The sequence below is a fragment of the Streptomyces viridiviolaceus genome (assembly GCF_014650995.1).
Lineage (GTDB): Bacteria > Actinomycetota > Actinomycetes > Streptomycetales > Streptomycetaceae > Streptomyces > Streptomyces viridiviolaceus.
In genome coordinates this window covers 402,985-422,604 of record NZ_BMWA01000001.1, presented here as the reverse complement: position 1 = coordinate 422,604, position 19,620 = coordinate 402,985, and the positions used below count along the sequence as shown (strand labels likewise).

Annotated in this window: 17 protein-coding genes and 1 pseudogene; 11 read left to right on the top strand and 7 right to left on the bottom strand. The window is 73.9% G+C overall.

All coding sequences use genetic code 11. The annotated features are described in order from the left end of the window. Nucleotides 1-19: 19 nt before the first annotated feature. The 5 genes from IE260_RS01725 to IE260_RS01705 all read left to right on the top strand — a co-directional run bounded on the left by IE260_RS01725 (nucleotide 20) and on the right by IE260_RS01705 (nucleotide 5,249). Nucleotides 20-988 carry an ABC transporter permease gene (locus IE260_RS01725; RefSeq protein ID WP_189868601.1) on the top strand — a complete coding sequence of 323 codons (969 nt, stop codon included), beginning with the start codon at nucleotides 20-22 and terminating at the stop codon, nucleotides 986-988. 5 nt (nucleotides 989-993) lie between these two features. Further along, entirely contained in the window at nucleotides 994-1,890 is an 897-nt protein-coding gene (locus IE260_RS01720; protein WP_189868600.1) for an ABC transporter permease, read from the top strand. Beyond that, entirely contained in the window at nucleotides 1,887-2,885 is a 999-nt protein-coding gene (locus IE260_RS01715) for an ABC transporter ATP-binding protein (RefSeq protein WP_189868599.1), read from the top strand. The genes IE260_RS01720 and IE260_RS01715 overlap by 4 nt, the downstream gene beginning before the upstream one ends. After that, nucleotides 2,869-3,555, top strand: coding sequence for an ABC transporter ATP-binding protein (locus IE260_RS01710; protein ID WP_189868598.1), 687 nt, complete (start codon nucleotides 2,869-2,871; stop codon nucleotides 3,553-3,555). The genes IE260_RS01715 and IE260_RS01710 overlap by 17 nt, the downstream gene beginning before the upstream one ends. A gap of 101 nt (nucleotides 3,556-3,656) precedes the next feature. After that, nucleotides 3,657-5,249 (top strand): alkaline phosphatase D family protein, encoded by a 1,593-nt coding sequence (locus tag IE260_RS01705; protein WP_189868597.1) that lies wholly within the window; start codon nucleotides 3,657-3,659, stop codon nucleotides 5,247-5,249. A gap of 12 nt (nucleotides 5,250-5,261) precedes the next feature. Here IE260_RS01705 and IE260_RS01700 read toward each other — a convergent pair whose 3' ends face one another. Further along, entirely contained in the window at nucleotides 5,262-5,891 is a 630-nt protein-coding gene (locus tag IE260_RS01700) for a TetR/AcrR family transcriptional regulator (protein ID WP_229880328.1), read from the bottom strand. 71 nt (nucleotides 5,892-5,962) lie between these two features. On the opposite strand from IE260_RS01700, the gene IE260_RS01695 reads away from it, so the two are divergent. The 3 genes from IE260_RS01695 to IE260_RS01685 all read left to right on the top strand — a co-directional run bounded on the left by IE260_RS01695 (nucleotide 5,963) and on the right by IE260_RS01685 (nucleotide 12,035). Continuing rightward, nucleotides 5,963-7,054 (top strand): saccharopine dehydrogenase family protein, encoded by a 1,092-nt coding sequence (locus IE260_RS01695; RefSeq protein WP_229880326.1) that lies wholly within the window; start codon nucleotides 5,963-5,965, stop codon nucleotides 7,052-7,054. A 138-nt stretch (nucleotides 7,055-7,192) separates the two neighbouring features. Continuing rightward, nucleotides 7,193-11,104: a glycoside hydrolase family 2 TIM barrel-domain containing protein gene (locus IE260_RS01690; RefSeq protein WP_189868596.1), complete on the top strand. Its 3,912-nt coding sequence runs from the start codon at nucleotides 7,193-7,195 to the stop codon at nucleotides 11,102-11,104. 40 nt (nucleotides 11,105-11,144) lie between these two features. Next, entirely contained in the window at nucleotides 11,145-12,035 is an 891-nt protein-coding gene (locus IE260_RS01685) for a DUF72 domain-containing protein (protein ID WP_189868595.1), read from the top strand. On the opposite strand, the gene IE260_RS01680 is transcribed toward IE260_RS01685, so the two are convergent. After that, complete coding sequence (locus tag IE260_RS01680; protein ID WP_189868594.1) at nucleotides 12,016-12,378, bottom strand: ArsR/SmtB family transcription factor; 363 nt, start codon at nucleotides 12,376-12,378, stop codon at nucleotides 12,016-12,018. The two genes, IE260_RS01685 and IE260_RS01680, sit on opposite strands and share 20 nt — an antisense overlap. 50 nt (nucleotides 12,379-12,428) lie before the next feature. On the opposite strand from IE260_RS01680, the gene IE260_RS01675 reads away from it, so the two are divergent. Genes IE260_RS01675 through IE260_RS01665 form a run of 3 tightly spaced genes read left to right on the top strand, consistent with a single transcriptional unit; the run spans nucleotide 12,429 to nucleotide 16,407 of the window. Next, nucleotides 12,429-14,375 carry a heavy metal translocating P-type ATPase gene (locus IE260_RS01675; RefSeq protein ID WP_229880324.1) on the top strand — a complete coding sequence of 649 codons (1,947 nt, stop codon included), beginning with the start codon at nucleotides 12,429-12,431 and terminating at the stop codon, nucleotides 14,373-14,375. Between the two features lie 55 nt (nucleotides 14,376-14,430). Further along, entirely contained in the window at nucleotides 14,431-15,915 is a 1,485-nt protein-coding gene (locus IE260_RS01670; protein ID WP_308434631.1) for an AlkA N-terminal domain-containing protein, read from the top strand. Nucleotides 15,916-15,924: 9 nt separating this feature from the next. Then, nucleotides 15,925-16,407 carry a methylated-DNA--[protein]-cysteine S-methyltransferase gene (locus IE260_RS01665; RefSeq protein WP_189868592.1) on the top strand — a complete coding sequence of 161 codons (483 nt, stop codon included), beginning with the start codon at nucleotides 15,925-15,927 and terminating at the stop codon, nucleotides 16,405-16,407. Here the strand turns inward: IE260_RS01665 and IE260_RS01660 are convergent. The 5 genes and pseudogenes from IE260_RS01660 to IE260_RS01645 all read right to left on the bottom strand — a co-directional run bounded on the left by IE260_RS01660 (nucleotide 16,404) and on the right by IE260_RS01645 (nucleotide 19,533). Continuing rightward, complete coding sequence (locus tag IE260_RS01660) at nucleotides 16,404-16,859, bottom strand: SAM-dependent methyltransferase (protein WP_189868591.1); 456 nt, start codon at nucleotides 16,857-16,859, stop codon at nucleotides 16,404-16,406. The two genes, IE260_RS01665 and IE260_RS01660, sit on opposite strands and share 4 nt — an antisense overlap. A gap of 12 nt (nucleotides 16,860-16,871) precedes the next feature. Then, nucleotides 16,872-17,148, bottom strand: a pseudogene (locus IE260_RS41400) (glyoxalase superfamily protein). 3 nt (nucleotides 17,149-17,151) lie between these two features. Further along, entirely contained in the window at nucleotides 17,152-17,892 is a 741-nt protein-coding gene (locus IE260_RS01655) for an SIR2 family NAD-dependent protein deacylase (protein WP_189868590.1), read from the bottom strand. A 41-nt stretch (nucleotides 17,893-17,933) separates the two neighbouring features. Then, nucleotides 17,934-18,428 (bottom strand): NUDIX domain-containing protein, encoded by a 495-nt coding sequence (locus IE260_RS01650; RefSeq protein ID WP_189868589.1) that lies wholly within the window; start codon nucleotides 18,426-18,428, stop codon nucleotides 17,934-17,936. Between the two features lie 28 nt (nucleotides 18,429-18,456). Next, nucleotides 18,457-19,533, bottom strand: coding sequence for an ADP-ribosylglycohydrolase family protein (locus IE260_RS01645; protein WP_189868588.1), 1,077 nt, complete (start codon nucleotides 19,531-19,533; stop codon nucleotides 18,457-18,459). Between the last annotated feature and the right edge of the window lie 87 nt (nucleotides 19,534-19,620).

The following is a 19,620-nucleotide window of genomic DNA, read 5'->3' as shown; positions in this document are numbered from 1 at the left end:
GCCTCTCCCCTGGGGAGCGATGGCGCGCCTCGCCGGGCGGCGGGCCCTGTCCGCCGTCCCCGTCGTCCTCGTCGTCACCTTCGGCGTGTTCGCCGTCGCCGCCGCCTCCCCGTTCGACCCCGTCAAGGCGTACGCCGGCACCGCCGCGCTCGGCGCCGACCGGGAGACCCTGGACCGGCTGCGGGACAACCTCGGGGTGGACCAGTCCTTCGTCGTCCGCTGGTGGAACTGGCTGACGGACGCGGTCACCGGCGACCTGGGCCACTCGGGGGTGATGCGGCAGCCGGTGGCGCAGGTCATCGCCGAACGCCTCGTGTGGTCCGCGCTGCTGTGCGCCGTCGCCTTCGCCGTAGCCGTACTCGTCGGCACCCTGCTCGGGGTGCTGGCCGCCCGCCGTCCCGGTTCGGTGCTCGACCGCGCCGTCACCTCGCTCGCCTACTCCCTGGAGGCGGCACCGGTGTTCTGGATCGCGCTGCTCGCCGTCTGGCTGTTCGCGCTGCAGTGGGACGTCCTCCCCGCGGGCGGCCTGACCGACACCGCGAGCGAGCGGGTCACCGCCGGACAGGTCGCGAGCCACATCGTCCTGCCCGCCGGTGTGCTCGCCGTCTCCCAGCTGCCCTGGTTCACGCTGTACGTGCGCCAGGGTGTCGCCGACGCCCTGGCGGAGGACCCGGTACGCGGTGCCCGCGCCCGCGGCATCGGCGAAGGCACCGTCCTGCTCGGTCACGCCCTGCGGTCCGGGCTGCTGCCGGTGCTCACCCTGATCGGCTCCCGGGTGCCCGAACTCATCACCGGGGCCCTGCTGGTGGAGAGCGTCTTCAGCTGGCCGGGCATCGCCGCGGCCACCGTCGAGGCGGCCACCGCCGTCGACTTCCCGCTGCTGGCCGCCCTGACCACGCTCGCCACCGCCGCCGTCCTCGTCGGCAACCTGCTCGCGGACCTGCTCTACGGACTGTTCGACCCGAGGGTGAAGCTCAGTGAAATGTGACTCCCATGGCTGAGGCCGCGGCCGAGAAGGCCGCACGGCCCGCCACCGCCTGGCGGTCGTACGGCGCGAAGCGGCGCTCCACCCGCGCCCTGCGCCTGCGCACCTCCGCCGCGCTGGTCGCCCTGACCGTCCTCGCCGTCCTGGTCGTGCCGCCGCTGGTCCAGCTCGACCAGCAGGCCGTCGACCTGGCCGCCAAGCTGCAACCGCCCAGCCGGCAGCACCCCTTCGGCACCGACGACGTCGGCCGGGACCTGCTGCTGCGCTGCGTGTACGGGCTGCGCGTCTCGCTGCTCGTCGGGGTGGCGGCGGCGCTGACGGCGACCGTGGTCGGCACCGCCGTGGGCGCCGCGGCCGGGGCCCTGGGCGGCTGGGTCGACCGGGGCGTCATGCGGGTGGTCGACGCGTTCTCGTCCGTGCCTCACCTGCTGCTCGGCATCTTCGTCGTCGCCATGTTCCGGCCGGGCGTCTGGCCGGTGGTGGTGTCGGTGGCGCTCACCCACTGGCTGTCGACCGCGCGCATCGTCCGGGCCGAGGTGCTGTCCCTGCGCTCGCGCCCCTACGTCGACGCGGCGGTCTCCGGCGGCGCGTCCCGGTGGCGGGTGGCGGTCCGCCATCTGCTGCCCGGCGTGCTGCCCCAGGCGGCGCTGGCGGCCGTGCTGATGGTGCCGCACGCCATGTGGCACGAGTCGGCACTGTCCTTCCTCGGGCTCGGCCTGCCCACCCACATGGCGAGCCTCGGCAACCTCATCCAGAGCGCGCGCGGCTCGCTGCTCGCCGGGCAGTGGTGGCCGACCCTCTTCCCGGGCCTGTTCATCATCGTCCCCACCCTCGCCATCGCGGGCCTCGCCGGCGCCTGGCGGGAGCGGATCAACCCCCGCCGCCGATCGGAGCTGATGCTGTGACCGGGCGAGCCCCCGTGCTGTCGGTCCGCGGACTGTCGGTGCGCTTCCTCATGCCGGGCGGACGGCGGGTCGCCGCCGTCACCGACGCGCACTTCGAGGTGCGGGCCGGCGAGTGCCTGGCCCTGATCGGCGAGAGCGGCTGCGGCAAGTCCGTCCTCGCCTCCGCCCTCCTCGGCCTGCTCCCCGGCAACGCGCAGACCGCCGGCAGCGCGCTGCTGGGCGATCTCGACCTGCTCACCGCCGACGAACGAACCCTCTCCCGCACCGTACGGGGCCGGCTGGTCGGCCTCGTCCCGCAGAGCCCGGCCGCCCACCTCACCCCCGTGCGCACGATCCGCTCCCAGCTTCAGGAGACGGTCGCCGCGCTGACCCCGGCCCGGGGGCGCGCCGCCCTGCGTGCCGCGGCCGAGGCCGCCGCCGAACGCGCCGCGTTCCCGGCGGACCACCTCGACCACCACCCGCACGAGCTGTCCGGCGGCCTCGCCCAGCGCGCCGCCACCGCCCTCGCCCTCGTCGGGGACGCCCCGCTGCTGCTCGCCGACGAACCGACCACCGGGCTCGACCGCGACCTGGTGGACCGCACCGTCGACGAGCTGCGTCGACATGTCGACTCAGGGGGCGACGGCGGTGAGGGCCGGGCCCTGCTGATGATCACCCACGACCTGGCAGCGGCCGAACGCATCGCCGACCGGGTCGCCGTGATGTACGCCGGCCGGATCGTCGAACTGGCCGAGGCCGCCGCCTTCTTCGGCGCCCCCGGCCCCCGCCACCCGTACAGCCGGGGCCTGCTCGACGCCCTCCCCGACCGGGCCTTCACCCCCATCCCCGGCCTGCCGCCCGAACTCGGCGCGCTCCCCGACGGCTGTGCCTTCGCCGCCCGCTGCGACCGGGCCACCGACACCTGCGCCGTGCTGCCGCCGCTGACCGGCACGGTCGCCTGCCACCACCCGCACGCCGCTCTCACGGAGGCCGCCGACCGTGCTCGAACTGCGTGACATCACCGCCGGATACGCGAGGAACGCACCGGTGATCCGGGACGTCTCCCTGACCGTCGCGCCGGGCGAGGCCGTCGGACTGCTCGGCCCCAGCGGCTGCGGCAAGTCCACGCTCGCGCGCGTCGCGGCCCTGCTGCACCGCCCCGACGCCGGAACCCTCGTGCTCGACGGCGAGCCCGTACGACGGTGGCGCCACCGGGCCCCGCGGGAGCAGCGCACCGCCTTCGGCGTCGTCTTCCAGCAGGCCAGGCTCTCCGCCGACCCGCGGCTGGCGCTCAGCGACCTGATCGCCGAACCGCTGCGCGCCACCGGCCGGCGCGAGGGCGCCGCCGACCGGGTCGGCGAACTGGCCGCCACCGTGGGGCTGACCGCCGACCTGCTCGGCCGGCGCCCGCACGAGGTCAGCGACGGCCAGCTCCAGCGGGCCTGCCTCGCCCGTGCCCTCGTGCTGCGCCCGCGCTGGCTGGTGTGCGACGAGATGACGGCGATGCTCGACGCGTCGACGACCGCGGCCCTGGTCCGGGTGGTGGAGGACTACCGCGCCGCCACCGGCGCGGGTCTGCTGGCCGTCGGTCACGACCGCGCCCTGCTGGACCGCTGGTGCGACCGCACCGTCCACTGGACGGCGCTGACCGCCGCGGCCGCGGGCGCCGGGACGTCCTCCGGTTAGCCGACATGTATCCGTCAAATTAGGTCCACGGGGGCACCAGTCGGGGTTCATCCGGCGCCGTTTGGCTGGCTTGGTCCGACCATCCGGCGTCTGGAGGCTCGATGACCCCGCCGCGCATCAGCATGGACAACTCCCTGAAGAGAAGGGGATTTCTCGGAATCGCGGGTGCCGCCGGTGCCGGTGCGGTGCTCCTCGGCACCGGTGCCGCACCCGCCGCGGCCGCACCCGCCCGCGTCCCGGGCGACCCGTTCCGGCTCGGTGTCGCATCCGGCGATCCGCTTCCCGACGCCGTCGTCCTGTGGACCCGCCTCGCGCCGAAGCCGCTCGAATTCGGCGGCGGCATGCCCGCGCGCCCGGTGCCGGTGCACTGGGAGATCGCGCTCGACGAGCGCTTCCGGAAGGTCGTGGGGCGCGGTGTGGAGCACGCCCTGCCCGAGGAGGCGCACACCGTCCACGCCGATGTGCGGGGCCTGAGGCCGCACCACGAGTACCACTACCGCTTCCGCGCCGGCAACGCGATCTCGCCGGTCGGCCGCACCCGCACCGCCCCGGCTCCCGGCACCGCCCCCACCGTGGACTTCGCGTTCGCGTCCTGCGCCAACTGGGAGATGGGGTACTTCACCGCGTACCGGCACATGGCCGAGGAGCGGCCCGACGTGGTCTTCCACCTCGGCGACTACCTCTACGAGTACGCGGCCGGGGTCAACGGCGACGTGCGCACGCACATCGGCGACGAGATGAACACCCTCGACGAGTACCGGCAGCGGCACGCCCAGTACAAGACCGACACCGACCTGCAACTGCTGCACGCGACGGCGCCCTTCGTCGTCACCTGGGACGACCACGAGACCGACAACAACTACGCCGACCTGAGCCCGGAGAACAACGACGCGGGCCAGGGCAACGACACCACCGGGCACTTCGCCGCCCGCCGCAGGGCCGCCTACCAGGCCTACTGGGAACACATGCCGCTGCGCCGGTTCCGCAAGCCGGTGGACACGGCACTGCCGCTGTACCGCCGGTTCGAGTTCGGCGCCACCGCCACCTTCAGCGTGCTGGACACCCGCCAGTACCGCACGAACCAGCCGTACGGCGACAAGTGGCAGGTCTCCGGTCCGGAGCAGTGGGACCCGAACGCCACCATCCTCGGCGACGAGCAGCACGCGTGGCTGGAGCGGAGCCTGGCGCGGTCGCAGTCCGCCTGGAACGTGCTCCCGCAGCAGATCTACTTCGCCAACTGGGACGCCGTGGCCGGGCCGGACGACGGCGGCTACAACGACGGCTGGGACGGCTACCGCGTCTCGCGCGACCGGGTGCTCGGCTACGTCGAGGAACGCGGCATCGACAACTTCGTGGTGCTCACCGGAGACGTGCACAGCAACTGGACCAACGACCTGCGGCGTGACTTCGAGCGCCCCGAGACACGGCTGGTGGGCAGCGAGTTCGTCACCACGTCGATCACGTCGAACGGCGACGGCACCGACTCCCACGACCCGGGCCGGGTGTACTGGGACGAGAACCCGCACCTGAAGTACTACAGCAACCGCCGTGGCTACGTGCACTGCACCGTCTCCCGGGACCGGTACACCGCCGACTACCGGGTGGTCGACTACGTCAGCCGCCCCGACGCCCCGGTCCGCACCGACAAGTCGTTCGTGATCGAGGCGGGCGTGCCGGGGGTCCAGCAGGCCTGAGGACCGGCCCGGTCACCCGGGCAGCAGCTGCCGTACCAGCGCGTCCGCAGCCCAGTGCTCCCAGCGCGCCGGGGTCCAGCCGCGCCCGGTGACCAGCAGGCCGTAGGTCTCCGGGCCGAGGACGGCCAGGGCGACGTCGGCGGCCGAGGCGGCGTTGTGGCCGTCGCGCAGGGTGCCGCCGGCCTTGGTCACCAGGGCCTCGGCGAAACGGAGCTGCACGGTGTGCCGCTGCCGCCGGTTGAGCTGCCACAGCTCGGCCAGCTCCCGGTCGGCGGCGGCGGCCGCGTGCACCACCTCCAGGACGGGGGCGGCACGCTCCAGGACGGCCCGGGCACCCGCCGCCTGCAGCGCCAGCTGGGCGGCGGGATCCGGGGTGCCGAGCACCTCCCGGGCCCACGGGCGGTCCAGCGTGGCCACCGGATCCAGGTCACCGGCGACGGCGGTGTCCAGCAGCTCCTTGAGCACCGCGCGCTTGGAGCCGAAGGTGAAGTAGACGGTCTGGACGCCGACTTCGGCGGCACGGGCGATGCCCTCGACGGTCGTACCGGCCCAGCCGCGCTCGGTGAACAGCCGCGCGGCGGCGTCCAGCATCCGCTGCCGGGTGCGGCGCGCCTTCTCGGCCCGGGTGGTGGGGGGCGCCATGCCGCTCCTTTCCGCCGCCCGGTGCGGCAGGTGCTTTGACTGTAGTGTCACTACAGTGTAGTCACTGGAGCATGACTACAGTGAAGTCCGCCGGCACCGCGGGGCGGATCCTGGTCGCCGGCGGCTACGGCGCGGTCGGCGCCACCGTGTCCTCCACCCTCGGTGCCTGGTTCCCCGGCCGGGTGGTGCCCGGCGGACGGGACCGGGCCAGGGCCCGGCGACTCGGCGGAGTGCGCGTCGACGTCACCGACCCGGACGGCTTCCGCCACGTACTGGACGGCCTGGGCGACGTGGCCGCCGTGGTGCTGTGCGTCGAGCCGCCGGACGCCGCAGTCGCGCGGATCTGTCTGGAACGCGGCGTGCGCCTGGTCGACGTGGGAGCCACCGCCCGTCTCCTGGACGCGGTGGCGGACCTGTCCGCGACTGCCATGGCCACCGGAGCCGCCGCCCTGCTCAGCGTGGGCGTCGCCCCGGGCCTGACCAACCTGCTCGCCCGCCGCGCCCACGAGGCCGTGGGCGGCGCCGAACGCCTCGACATCACCCTGCTGTTCGGCACCGGAGAACGGCACGGCGCCGACGCCCTGCGCTGGACCCTGGCCGGATTCGGCGAGGGCGCCACGGCATCCCCGCGCAGGACGGAACTGCCGGGACACGGCGCCCGGACCGCGTACCCGTTCCCGTTCTCCGACCAGCACACCCTGCCCCGCACCCTGGGTGTCCCGGACGTCACCACCCGGCTCTGCCTCGACTCCCGGCCGCTGACTGCGGCGCTGTTCGCCCTGCGCCGCACCGGACTGCTCAAGGCCGTGGGCCGGCCGCGTGCGCTGAGGTCGCTGACCGGCGCCCTGCAGCGGATCCACCTGGGCGGCGACGGCTTCGCGGTCCGGGTGGACGCGTGGCGCGGCGACCGGCACACGGCGTACGCGCTGACCGGTCGTGAACAGAGCCGGGTCACGGGACTGGTGGCGGCGCACGCCACCCGGGAACTGCTGACCGGGTCGGCCCCGCCGGGCGTCCACCACATCGACCAGCTCCCCGCGCTGTCCGCGCTGCCCGAGGCGCTGTCCGCCCACGGCGTGGCACTCCGGCGGCTCGTGGGCGGGGGAGGCGAGGACCGGCCGCGCTCCCCATCAGGAACCGACAAAGTCCGACGGGGTAATTGATTCGGTTGTGTTCGGGTCCTAGGGTGAGCCTGACTCAGTAGTCGCCCCGTCACCGGCAGTTGTGTGCCAACCCTCCGGCAACTGCCGTCCCAGCACCGAGCGTTGAGCCGCCCCCGAAGCCCACGGAAGGCCACGGTCATGCCGCACTCGCCCGTGTCACCCGCCGAAGCCCCGGCCCGCCCCCGGCCGCTCGTCAGCCGCCGCCGCCTCCTGGAGGGCGGTGCCGTCGTGTTCGGCGCCCTCGCCCTGTCCGCCTCGCCCCTCGCCGCGCACGCGGCCGGCCGGCGCGCGGCGGCGGAGGACGCCCCCGCGTGGAACGACTTCGGCGTCTTCCGGCTCGGCACCGAGCCGCCCCACACCACGCTCATGCCCTACGCCGACGTCGAACAGGCACTGGTGGGCGACCGCACCCGCTCCCCCTACCGGCTGAGCCTCGACGGCACCTGGAAGTTCGCCTATGCCGACCGCCCCGACGACCGGGACGCCGACTTCCACCGCACCGACACCGACGACAGCGACTGGGAGACCATCCCGGTCCCGTCCGTCTGGCAGCTGCACGGCCATGACTTCCCCATCTACCTGAACATCACCTACCCGTACTGGGGCCCCAACGGCCGGGGCGAGGACCCGCAGCCGCCCGCCGCCCCGACCCGCTACAACCCGGTGGGCCAGTACCGGCGCACGTTCACCGTCCCGCGCGAGTGGTCGGGACGACGGACCTTCCTGCACTTCGAGGGCGTCAAGTCCGCGCACTACGTGTGGATCAACGGGGAGCTGGTCGGCTACGACGAGGACTCCTACACCCCGAGCGAGTACGACGTCACCGAGCACCTGAAGCCCGGCACCAACCAGATCGCGGTGGAGGTGTACCGCTACTCCGACGGCGACTGGCTGGAGGACCAGGACATGATCCGGCTGAGCGGCATCTTCCGCTCGGTCTACCTGTACTCCACCCCCGCCGTGCACCTGCGCGACTTCAAGCTGGACACCCCGCTGAACGACACGTACACCGACGCCGAACTGGCGGTGACCGCGAGCGTGCGCGCCTATGGCGGCGGCGACGGCGGACGCTACACGGTGGAGACCCAGCTGTACGACGCGCGCGGCCACGCCGTCTGGTCCCGCCCGCTGGAGCAGTCCGCCGACCTCGGCACGGTCCGCGTCGGCCAGGACGTCACCGTGCGCTCCGCCAAGGCCGTACGGGCCCCGAAGCTGTGGTCGGCCGAGCACCCGGACCTCTACACCGCCGTGCTGCGCCTGCGCGACCCGTCGGGCAAGGTGATCGAGACTCTCTCGCACCGCGTCGGCTTCCGCGAGTTCGCGCTGAAGGACGGCCTGATGCGCATCAACGGCAGGCCCGTCTCCTTCCGCGGCACCAACCGCCACGAGATGCACCCCGCCCGCGGCACCGCGCTCACCCGCGAGGACCTGGTCGAGGACATCGGGATCATCAAGCGGATGAACATGAACAGCGTCCGCACCTCGCACTACCCCAACAACCCGCTGTGGTACGAACTCGCCGACGAATACGGCCTCTACCTCGTCGACGAGACCAACCTCGAGACCCACGGCATCCGGAGCGAGTACCCGGGCGACCGTCCCGAGTGGACCGAGGCGTGCGTGGCCCGCGCCCAGAACATGGTGCACCGCGACAAGAACCACGCCTCGGTCGTCATCTGGTCGCTCGGCAACGAGGCCGGCGGCGGCAGCACGTTCACCGCGATGCACGACTGGATCCGCTCCTACGACCCCACCCGCGTCATCCAGTACGAGGGCGACGACCGCCCCGGCATCAGCGACATCCGCTCCGAGATGTACGACACGCCCCAGCGTGTCGAGCAGCGGGCGAAGGACACCTCCGACACCCGGCCGTACGTCATGATCGAGTACGCCCACTCGATGGGGAACTCCACCGGCAACTTCAAGAAGTACTGGGACATCGTCCGCCGGTACGACGTGCTCCAGGGCGGCTGGATCTGGGACTTCGTAGACCAGTCCCTGACCTGGCCGGTCCCGGCCCGCACGCTCGTGACCGAGACCGGCCCGGGCCGGCTGCGCGGCGAGATCCTCGCCCCGAGCGGCACCTTCGACCCCGGCAAGGGCCTGACCGGCGGCACGGTCTTCGCCCGCGACGAGCGCCTGGACCTCACCGGCTCCCTGACCCTGGAGGCCTGGGTCACCCCGCACGTGACGGGCTACCACCAGCCCATCCTCGCCAAGGGCGACACCCAGTACGCCCTGAAACAGACCAACCGGAACCTGGAGTTCTTCATCCATTCCGGCGGTCAGTGGGTCACCGCGAGCTGGGCGCTCCCGGGTGACTGGACCGGCCGTGAGCACCATGTCGCGGGCGTCTTCGACGCGGACGCCGGCACCCTCACCCTGTACGTCGACGGCGAGCCGAGAGCGACCCGCACCACCACCCGGCGGCCCTCGGTGAACACCGCGCCCCTCGCCCTCGCCACCGACGCCGACAACCAGACCCGCGAGTTCAGCGGCACCGTCCGCCGCGCCCGCGTCTACGCCCGCGCCCTCTCCGCGGCGGAACTGGCCGAGGGCGACCGCGGCCCCGACGGCGACGGCGTACGGTTCTGGTTCGACGCCGCGACCGCCGAGGTCACCGAGAAGCGCCCGAAGGAGAGGACGTTCCTCGCCTACGGCGGAGACTGGGGCGACAACCCCAACGACGGCGCGTTCGTCGCCGACGGCGTCGTCACCGCCGACCGCGGCCACACCGGCAAGGCCGCCGAGGTCAAGCGGGTCTACCAGGCGATCGACGCCGCCCGGTCCTCCGGCGGCGCCCCCGGCGCGGTCACCCTCACCAACGAGTACCTGTTCACCGGCCTCCGCGAGTTCGACGGCCGGTGGGAGCTCGTCGCCGACGGCCGTGTCGTCGGCCGGGGACGGCTGACCCGCGACCAGCTGGACGTGCCGCCGCTGTCGCAGAAGGACATCACGGTGCCGGTCCGCCTGCCGGACGACCCGGACCCGGGCACCGAGTACTTCCTCCAGCTCTCCTTCACCACCAAGGAGTCCACCAAGTGGGCCGAGGCGGGCTTCGAGGTGGCACGGCACCAGCTCCCGCTCGACGCCGGCAGCCCGGCCGTCACCCCCGTACGTCTGGCGAGCGTCCCGGCACTGCGGCACGACGACCGCGAGAAGGACGTCACGGTGCGCGGCGGCGACTTCTCGGTCACCGTCGACAAGCGCTCCGGGACCATCACGTCCTACGAGGCGAAGGGCGTCCGCCTGATCACCTCCGGGCCCGTGCCCAACTTCTGGCGGGCGCCCACCGACAACGACAAGGGCAACGGCCAGCACACCCGCAACCAGACCTGGCGCGACGCCGGCGCCCGGCGCAAGGTGACGGACGTCGCCGTGCGGACCCTGGGCGACCGGGCCGTCGAGATCAAGGTCAGCGGCACGCTGCCCACCACGGTGGAGTCGGCGTACACCACCACGTACACCGTGTTCGGCAACGGCGAGATCAAGGTCGACAACACCCTGCACCCGGGCGCCGCGAACCTGCCGTACATCCCGGAGGTCGGCACCCTGCTGTTCCTGCCGCGCCGCCTGGACCGCCTGCACTACTACGGCCGGGGCCCCGAGGAGAACCACTGGGACCGCAACACCGGCACCGACGTCGGCCTGTACTCCGGCACCGTCGCCGAACAGTGGACGCCCTACATCCGCCCGCAGGAGAACGGCAACAAGACCGACGTCCGCTGGGCGGCCCTCACCGACGCGCGCGGCGTGGGGCTGCTGGCCTCCGGCGAACCCCTGCTGGAGGTCAACGCCTCCCGCTTCACACCGGAGGACCTGTCGGCCGGCGTGCGCCACGACTACCAGCTGACGCCGCGCGACGAGATCGTCCTCAGGCTGAACCACCGTCAGATGGGTGTCGGCGGCGACAACAGCTGGGGCGCGCACACGCACGACGAGTTCAAGCTCTTCGCCGACCGCGACTACGCCTACACCTACCGGCTGCGCCCGCTGACCGACGTGCGCGAGGCGACGGCTCTCTCGCGGCGGCCGACGGCGACCGGGTAGACGGTGGGACGAACGGGGAGCCCGGGGTAACCGGGCTCCCATGGGAAACGTTCTGGTGGGGACCTGCTCGTGGACGGACCGGCAACTCGTCGCGAGCGGCTGGTACCCGCGCGGGCGACGGGACGCCGAGGGGCGGCTGCGGCACTACGCCTCCCGGCTGCCGGTCGTGGAAGTGGACGCCGGGTACTACGCGTTGCCGAGCGCCCGCAACAGCCGGCTGTGGGTCGAGCGCACGCCGGACGGCTTCCGGTTCGACGTCAAGGTCTTCTCGTTGCTCACCGGGCATCCCACGCGTGTGGAGGCACTCCCGGCCGACCTGCGGGCCGGGCTCGGCGGCGACGGGCGCGGTCTGCTGCGGCGCGGGCAGGCGAGCCCCGGGCTGCTGGACGAGGTGTGGGGCCGGTTCGCCGAGGCGGTCGAGCCGCTGCGGGCGGCCGGGCGGCTCGGAACGGTGCTGTTCCAGTTCCCGCCCTGGTTCGCGCCCGGCACCGAGTCCGAGGACACCCTCCTGGCCCGCGTGGAGCGCACGGCGGGCCTGCCGATCGCGGTCGAGTTCCGGCACCCGGGCTGGTGGGCGGCCGAACACGCCGACGGGACCCGCGCGTTGCTGGCCGGGCTGGGGGCCGGCGCCGTCGGAGTGGACACGGGCCAGGGACTGGCCGGATCACTGCCGCCCGTCGTTCCCGTCACCCGGCGCTCCCTCGCCGTCGTACGGTTCCACGGCCGCAGCGCGGCCTGGGGGAGGGGGAGCAAGGAGGACCGGTTCCGGTACGACTACGACGTGACCGAACTCGCCGCCTGGGTCCCCCGGCTGCGGCGCGCGGCCCGGCGGACGGACGAGCTGCACGTACTGTTCAACAACTGCTGCGCGGACGCCGCCGTGCGCGCGGCCGAGACCATGGGGCGGCTGCTCAGCCGGCCGCGTCGCTGATCCCCAGCCGCAGGTGCTCCACGTGGTACACGGCCTGGTCGAGCAACTCGGCGACATGGTGGTCGTGCAGGGCGTACACCACCGACCGGCCGCGGCGTTCGCCGACCACGAGGCCCAGGTTGCGCAGCAGGCGCAGCTGGTGCGAGCACGCCGACTGCTCCATGCCGACCTCCGCCGCCAACTCGGTGGCGGGCAGGGGTCCTTCGCGCAGTCGCGCCAGGATCAGCAGCCGCGAGGGGGTGGAGAGGGCCTGGAGCGTGGTGGCGACCTTGGCGACGTTGTCCGCGTCCAGGCGCACGCGCTCGGCGGCGTCCTGCGTGGCGGTGGCGGCTCCGTGACCCATGCGGTCATCTTACGCACCGCCCTCAGGGACATGAACAGATGAACGAATGAATGAGTCTTCATGTGTTCCTGTATGGTGGCCGCGTGTCCACCACCCTCGCTCCCGCACCCGTCCGCTCATCCGCCCGCCCGGCACCCCGCCGGCGCACCCGCATCCTCGCCCTGCCCGAGGCCCGCTGGGCGCTCGCCGCACTGGTGGCGTTCCTGGCGGCCCTCGCCCTCGACCTCGGCGGCGCCCCCGCTTGGGCGTACGGCCCGCTGTACGCCGTCGCCTACGCCGCAGGCGGCTGGGAGCCGGCGCTGGAGGGCCTGCGGGCGCTGCGCGAGAAGACCCTGGACGTCGACCTGCTGATGATCGTCGCCGCGCTCGGCGCCGCCGCGATCGGACAGGTCCTCGACGGCGCCCTGCTGATCGTCATCTTCGCCACCTCCGGCGCCCTGGAGGCGCTGGCCACCGCCCGCACCGCCGACTCCGTGCGCGGCCTGCTCGACCTCGCCCCCACCACCGCGACCCGGGTGACCGCGGAGCGCGAGGAGACCGTTCCCACCGCCGACCTGAGCGTCGGCGACGTCCTGCTGGTCCGGCCGGGCGAGCGGATCGGCGCCGACGGCACCGTCGTCGACGGCGCCGGCGAGGTCGACCAGGCCACCATCACCGGCGAATCGCTCCCCGTCCTCAAGACCCCCGGCGACGAGGTCTTCGCCGGCACCCTCAACGGCACCGGGGCCCTGCGCGTCCGCGTCGGGCGCGACCCCGCCGACTCGGTGATCGCCCGGATCGTCACCCTGGTCGAGGAGGCGTCCCGCACCAAGGCGCCGACGCAGCTGTTCATCGAGAAGATCGAGCAGCGTTACGCGGTCGGCGTGGTGGTCGCCACCCTCGCGGTGTTCGGCATCCCGCTCGCCTTCGGCGCCGGACTCACCGACGCCCTGCTGCGGGCCATGACCTTCATGATCGTCGCCTCTCCCTGCGCGGTCGTCCTCGCCACCATGCCGCCCCTGCTGTCCGCCATCGCCAACGCCGGCCGCCACGGCGTCCTGGTGAAGTCGGCGGTCGCGATGGAACGCCTCGGCGAGATCGACACCGCCGCCCTGGACAAGACCGGCACCCTCACCGAAGGCGCCCCCGAGGTCACGGCCGTACGGCCACTGCCCGGCTCCGGACTCGACGAGGACGGCCTCCTCGCGCTGGCCGCCGCGGCCGAGCACCCCAGCGAGCACCCGCTGGCCCGCGCCGTCGTCGCCGCCGCCCGCGCCCGCGGCCTCGCCGTCGCACCCGCGCAGGACTTCACCGCCACCCCGGGACGCGGCGTCACCGCGGTCGTCGACGGCCACGAGGTGCACGTCGGCCGCGCGGACACCCCCGACGACGACCGGACCACCGTCCAGGTCACCCGCGACGGCACCCCCGTCGGCACCCTCGCCCTCGCCGACCGGCTCCGTGCCGACGCCGCCCCGGCCACCGCCTCGCTCACCACCCTCACGGGCACCGCCCCCACCCTGCTCACCGGCGACAACGCACCCGCCGCCGCCCGCGTGGCCGCCGCCACCGGCATCACCGACGTCCGCGCGGACCTGCTGCCCGAGGGCAAGGTGGAGGCCGTACGGGAGCTGGAGCGCACCGGCCGCAAGGTGCTCTTCGTCGGCGACGGCGTCAACGACGCCCCCGCCCTCGCCGCCGCCCACGCCGGTGTCGCCATGGGCCGCGCGGGCTCCGACCTGGCGCTGGAGACGGCCGACGCGGTCGTGGTGCGCGACGAGCTGACGGCCGTCCCCGCGGTCGTACGCCTGTCCCGGTCCGCGCGCCGGCTCGTGGTGCAGAACCTGGTCATCGCGGGAGCGTTCATCACGGTGCTCGTCCTGTGGGATCTCATCGGACACCTGCCGCTGCCGCTCGGCGTCGCCGGGCACGAGGGCTCCACCGTGCTGGTCGGTCTCAACGGGCTGCGGCTGCTGCGCGAGTCCGCCTGGCGATCCGCCGGGGCCCAGGAAGCGTGAGGTCGATGTCGGATTCTCGCCAGCCCCGGCCGCCCGGGTGGACCATGCTGGACGCATGCAGATGGGGATGCACACCGACACCGAGCGCTGCGTGCGCGCCGTCCGGTCCAAGGACGCGCGGTTCGACGGCTGGTTCTTCACGGCCGTCCTGACGACCCGCATCTACTGCCGGCCCAGCTGCCCGGTGGTGCCGCCCAAGGCGGAGAACATGACCTTCTACCCGAGTGCGGCGGCCTGCCAGCAGGCCGGGTTCCGGGCGTGCAAGCGCTGCCGCCCGGACACCAGCTCCGGCTCCCCGGAGTGGAACCAGCGGGCCGACCTCACGGCCCGCGCCATGCGGCTGATCGCCGACGGCGTCGTGGACCGCGACGGCGTACCCGGTCTCGCCGCCCGGCTCGGCTACAGCACCCGGCAGATAGAACGCCTGCTGCTCGCCGAGCTCGGTGCCGGGCCGCTCGCCCTGGCCCGCGCCCAGCGCGCCCAGACCGCCCGCCTGCTCATCGAGACGACCCCGCTGCCGATGGCGGACATCGCCTTCGCCGCCGGCTTCTCCTCCGTCCGGACCTTCAACGACACCGTCCGCGAGGTCTTCGCCCTCAGCCCCAGCGAGCTGCGCACCCGCGTGCCGAAGGGCCGCGCCGCCGGCGCCCCCGGCGGCGCACTGACCCTGCGCCTGCCGTTCCGCGCCCCGCTCAACCCCGACAACCTCTTCGGCCACCTCGCGGCCACCGCGGTCCCGGGCGTGGAGGAGTGGCGCGACGGCGCCTACCGCCGCACGCTGCGCCTGCCCTACGGCCACGGCATCGCCGCCCTCAGCCCGCGCCCCGACCACATCGCCTGCCGCCTCACCCTGAGCGACCTGCGCGATCTGACCGTCGCCATCAGCCGCTGCCGCCGCCTGCTCGACCTGGACGCGGATCCCGCCGCGATCGACGACCAGCTGCGCACGGACCCGCTGCTCGCGCCGCTCGTCGACAAGGCGCCGGGCCGCCGGGTCCCGCGCACGGTCGACGAGGCGGAGTTCGCCGTACGGGCCGTACTCGGCCAGCAGGTCTCCACGGCGGCCGCCCGCACCCACGCGGCCCGCCTGGTCACGGCGCACGGCGAGGCGATCGACGACCCCGAGGGCGGCCTCACCCACCTCTTCCCCTCGGCCCTGGCGCTGGCCGAGGCGGACCCGGACGCCCTGGCGATGCCCCGCACCCGCCGCACCACCTTCACCACCCTCGTACGCCACCTCGCCGACGGCTCCGTCAGCCTCGGGGTCGAGAGCGACTGGTCCGAGACCCGTGCCCGGCTCCTCGCCCTCCCCGGCTTCGGCCCCTGGACGGTCGACGTCATCGCGATGCGCGCCCTCGGCGACCCCGACGCCTTCCTCCCCACCGACCTCGGCATCCGCCGCGCCGCCCGGGAACTGGGCCTGCCCTCCACGCCCGCGGCGCTCACCGCCCGCGCGGCGGCCTGGCGGCCCTGGCGGGCGTACGCGGTCCAGTACCTGTGGGCGACCGACAGCCACCCGATCAACTTCCTGCCCGTGTGAGGGACTCCCGTGAAGCAGCACACCGTGACCGACAGCCCCTACGGCCCCCTCACCCTGGTCGCCGAGGACGGCGTCCTGTGCGGCCTGTACATGACCGACCAGCGCCACCGCCCGCCGGAGGAGACCTTCGGCGCGCCGGACGACAGCCCGTTCGCCGAGGCACAGGAACAACTGGCCGCGTACTTCGCCGGCGACCTGAAGGACTTCACGCTCGACCTGCGCCTGAACGGAACCCCGTTCCAGCGCAGCGTCTGGGACCAGCTCCGGAAGATCCCGTACGGCGAGACCCGCACCTACGGCGAACTCGCCGACGCCCTCGGCAACCCGGCCGCCTCCCGCGCGGTCGGCCTCGCCAACGGCCGCAACCCGATCGGCATCATCGTCCCCTGCCACCGCGTCATCGGAGCGAGCGGCAGCCTCACCGGCTACGGCGGCGGTCTGGAGCGCAAGCAGCGGCTGCTGGACCTCGAGAGGGGATCGGCGCTGTTCTAGCCGCCCGGGGAGATCCCGCCGCCCGGCGCGAGGGGGATCTCCCGCAACGGCCGGCCCCCGTCGACGAACAGCCGGCCGCCGGGTGCGAGCGCGGCGGCGATGCGCTCCAGCGCGCGACGGCCCGCCTCGGGACAGCGGCCGTCGAGCGCGCCGACACGCACCGCGAAGACGATGTCGAAAGGCCCCTCGCCGGGCTCCCGCACGAAGTCCTCCGCCGCGACGCACCGCACACGCATCCGCCCCGAGGCGATCTCCCGGGCGGACCCGGCCCCGGCCTGCGCGATCGCCCGCTCGGAACGGTCGATCGCGAGGATGTGCCCGGAGGTCAGCCGCGCCGCCACGGCCCGTGCGGCGGCCCCCGGACCGCATCCGATCTCCAGGACGCGCGTCCGGGGCGTGAGCGGCAGCGCGTCCACGATCTCGGCGAGGCGGGGCGACAGCCCTCCCGTCACGGTCTGGTCACCTCACCCGCTCGGTGTGCCGGCGCGCAGGCGGTCGCCGTCGGGATCGCGCAGCTCGATCCCGCGGGCCCAGCAAGCCTCCTCGACCAGCGTGTCCGGCCGGGCGTCCCCGGTGTGTTCCGACGGGAACGGCCGCACCTCTCCACGCGCGACCTCGACGAAGGCCGGAAGGCCAGGCTCGAAGCGGTGCTCCCACTGCCCGGCGAAGCCCGGACGCGTACCAGCGCACGGCCGCCGCGGCGTCGGCCACACGCAGGACCGGGACGACCTCCTCGTCCACGGGTCAGTCGCCCTCGGGGATCAGGCCGCGCAACAGCGCGGGCAGGGCGGTCCCGATGGGCTCGCGGACGACGTCGTCGGCCAGGTCGTCGTACGGTGTCGGCTCGGCGTTGACGATGACCAGCCGCGCCCCGTGGTCGGCGGCGACACCCGCCAGCCCGGCCGCCGGCTGGACCTGGAGGCTGGTGCCGACCGCGAGGAACACCTGGCACGCCTTGCTGATCGCGGCCGCCTCACCGAGGACCACCGGGTCCAGGCGCTCGCCGAACATCACGGTCGCCGACTTCAGGATGCCGCCGCACTCCAGGCACGGCGGATCGTCCTCTCCGGCCTCGACGCGGGCGAGGGCGTCCTCCATCGGACCCCGGGCACGGCACCCGGTGCACACGTAGCTCCGCGCGCTGCCGTGCAGCTCGAGGACCTTGCGGGCCGGCATCCCGGCGAGCTGGTGCAGCCCGTCCACGTTCTGCGTGATCACCCGGACCGGCACCCCGGACCGCTCCAGCTCGGCCACCGCGCGGTGCGCGGCGTTCGGCTCGGCCTCGAGCGTCCGGTTCTTCCGCCGCATCTGCCACGACCGGCGCCGGATCTCCGGATCGCCCATGTAGTACTCGTACGTGACGAGCTTCTCGGCCTCCGGGTCCCGCCGCCACAGCCCGTTCGGACCGCGGTAGTCGGGGATGCCGGAGTCGGTCGAGACACCGGCGCCGCTGAGGATGGCGACGAGGGGCTTGCTGGTGGTCATGCGGTCGAGAGTAGGGACCCCGCGCCCGCCGGGCGAACGGGTTACCGGTCGACGCGGCGGCCGTTCTCCAGCTCCGCCGTCCCCGAACCCTCCGCCAGCACGTCCAGCGCGGCCAGGACGCGGCCGTGCAGGGCGCCCAGCAGATGGCCGGCCAGTTCCTCGCGCGGCACCAGCCGCCAGGACACCAGCTCCTCCTCCTGCAGCCGGATCGCCTTGAGATCGTCCTCGCCGAGCACCCCGCCGTCGTACAGGTACGCCACGATCGGCGGCCGGCCCGGCCCGTGCACCCAGTCCACCGCGAGCAGCCGGCCGAGCCGGACGTCCAGCCCGATCTCCTCCAGGGTCTCCCGCCACGCGCCCTGGCGCGGGGTCTCCCCGTCCTCGGACTCGATCGTCCCGCCGGGCAGCGCCCACCCCTCCCGGTAGTTCGGCTCGACGAGCAGCACCCGGCCCTCGGCGTCGCGGAAGAGCGCGGCGGCACCGGCGAGGACGCGGGGCAGACCGGCGATGTACGTGGCGTAGTCGGGCGTGGTCATCCTGGAAGCCTAACGGGACCCGGGCGGCTCACGCCCCGGTCTCGGCCAGCCGCAGCGTCCGCTCCGTCAGCTCGCTGACCCGGATGCCGTCGAAGCCGAACACCGCGCTGCGCACCGTGTCCCGCAGCGGCTCCGTCCACTGGCCGGGGATCGCGGACGCGCCACCGGACACCCCCGCCACCGAGCCCGCCGTCGCCCCGTTGGAGTCGGTGTCCAGACCGCCGCGCACGGTGAGCGCGATGGTCCGGGTGAAGTCGCCGTCGCCGTACAGCAGCCCGGCGGTGAGGACGGCGACGTTCGGGACGACGTGGATCCAGCCGAACCCGGCGGTCTCCGCGGAGACGGTGGCGAGCGTGTCCTCCCAGGTCATCCGGGTGTCGTACAGCGAGACCACCCGGCGCACGGTGCGGGCGAGCCGGCTGCTCGCCGGGACGACCGTCAGCGCCTCGTCCACGGCGTGCCGCACGGTCGGCGCCGTGAACGCCGCCGAGATCAGCGCCGCCGCCCACATCGCGCCGTACACCCCGTTGCCGGTGTGCGACAGCACCGCGTCCCGGCGGGCGGCCGACGCGGCGCCGTGCGGGTCGCCGGGGCGCGTCCAGCCGTGGATGTCGGCGCGGATCAGGGCGCCGATCCACTCCTGGTAGGGGTTCTCGTACGTCGCGGTGAGGGGCGGTCTGAGCCCGTTCGCGAGGTTCCGGTACGCCACCCGCTCCGCGGTGAACGTCTGCCGGTACGGCAGCCGCAGCAGCCACAGGTCGCCGACCTGCTCGGTGCCGAAGCCGAAGCCGTGGGTCTCCAGCAGGTCGAGACCGAGGATGGCGTAGTCCACGTCGTCGTCGCGGCAGCTGCCGTCGACCCGGCCGCGGACACAGGCACGCCACTCGGGCCGCAGCAGCTCGGCGTCGTCGGAGTCGCCGGCCGGCTCGGGCAGGTAGTCGGTCAGGGGCAGGGCGTCGGCCCGCCGCAGATAGCGGTCGATGCGGTCGCGCGTCCACACCTCGCCCTGCTCGACCGGCTTGCCGAGCATGTTGCCCGCGATCCGGCCCAGCCACCCCCCTAGGAGGCGGTCGGCGAGTTCCGGTCCGGTGCTCACAGCAGTCATGGTTGCGGTGTACCCACTTCCGGGGGCGTTCCAGGGTGCGGGCAGGGGCATGACGGAGCGGGTGTCGTCCGGTTAAGGTCGCAGCGG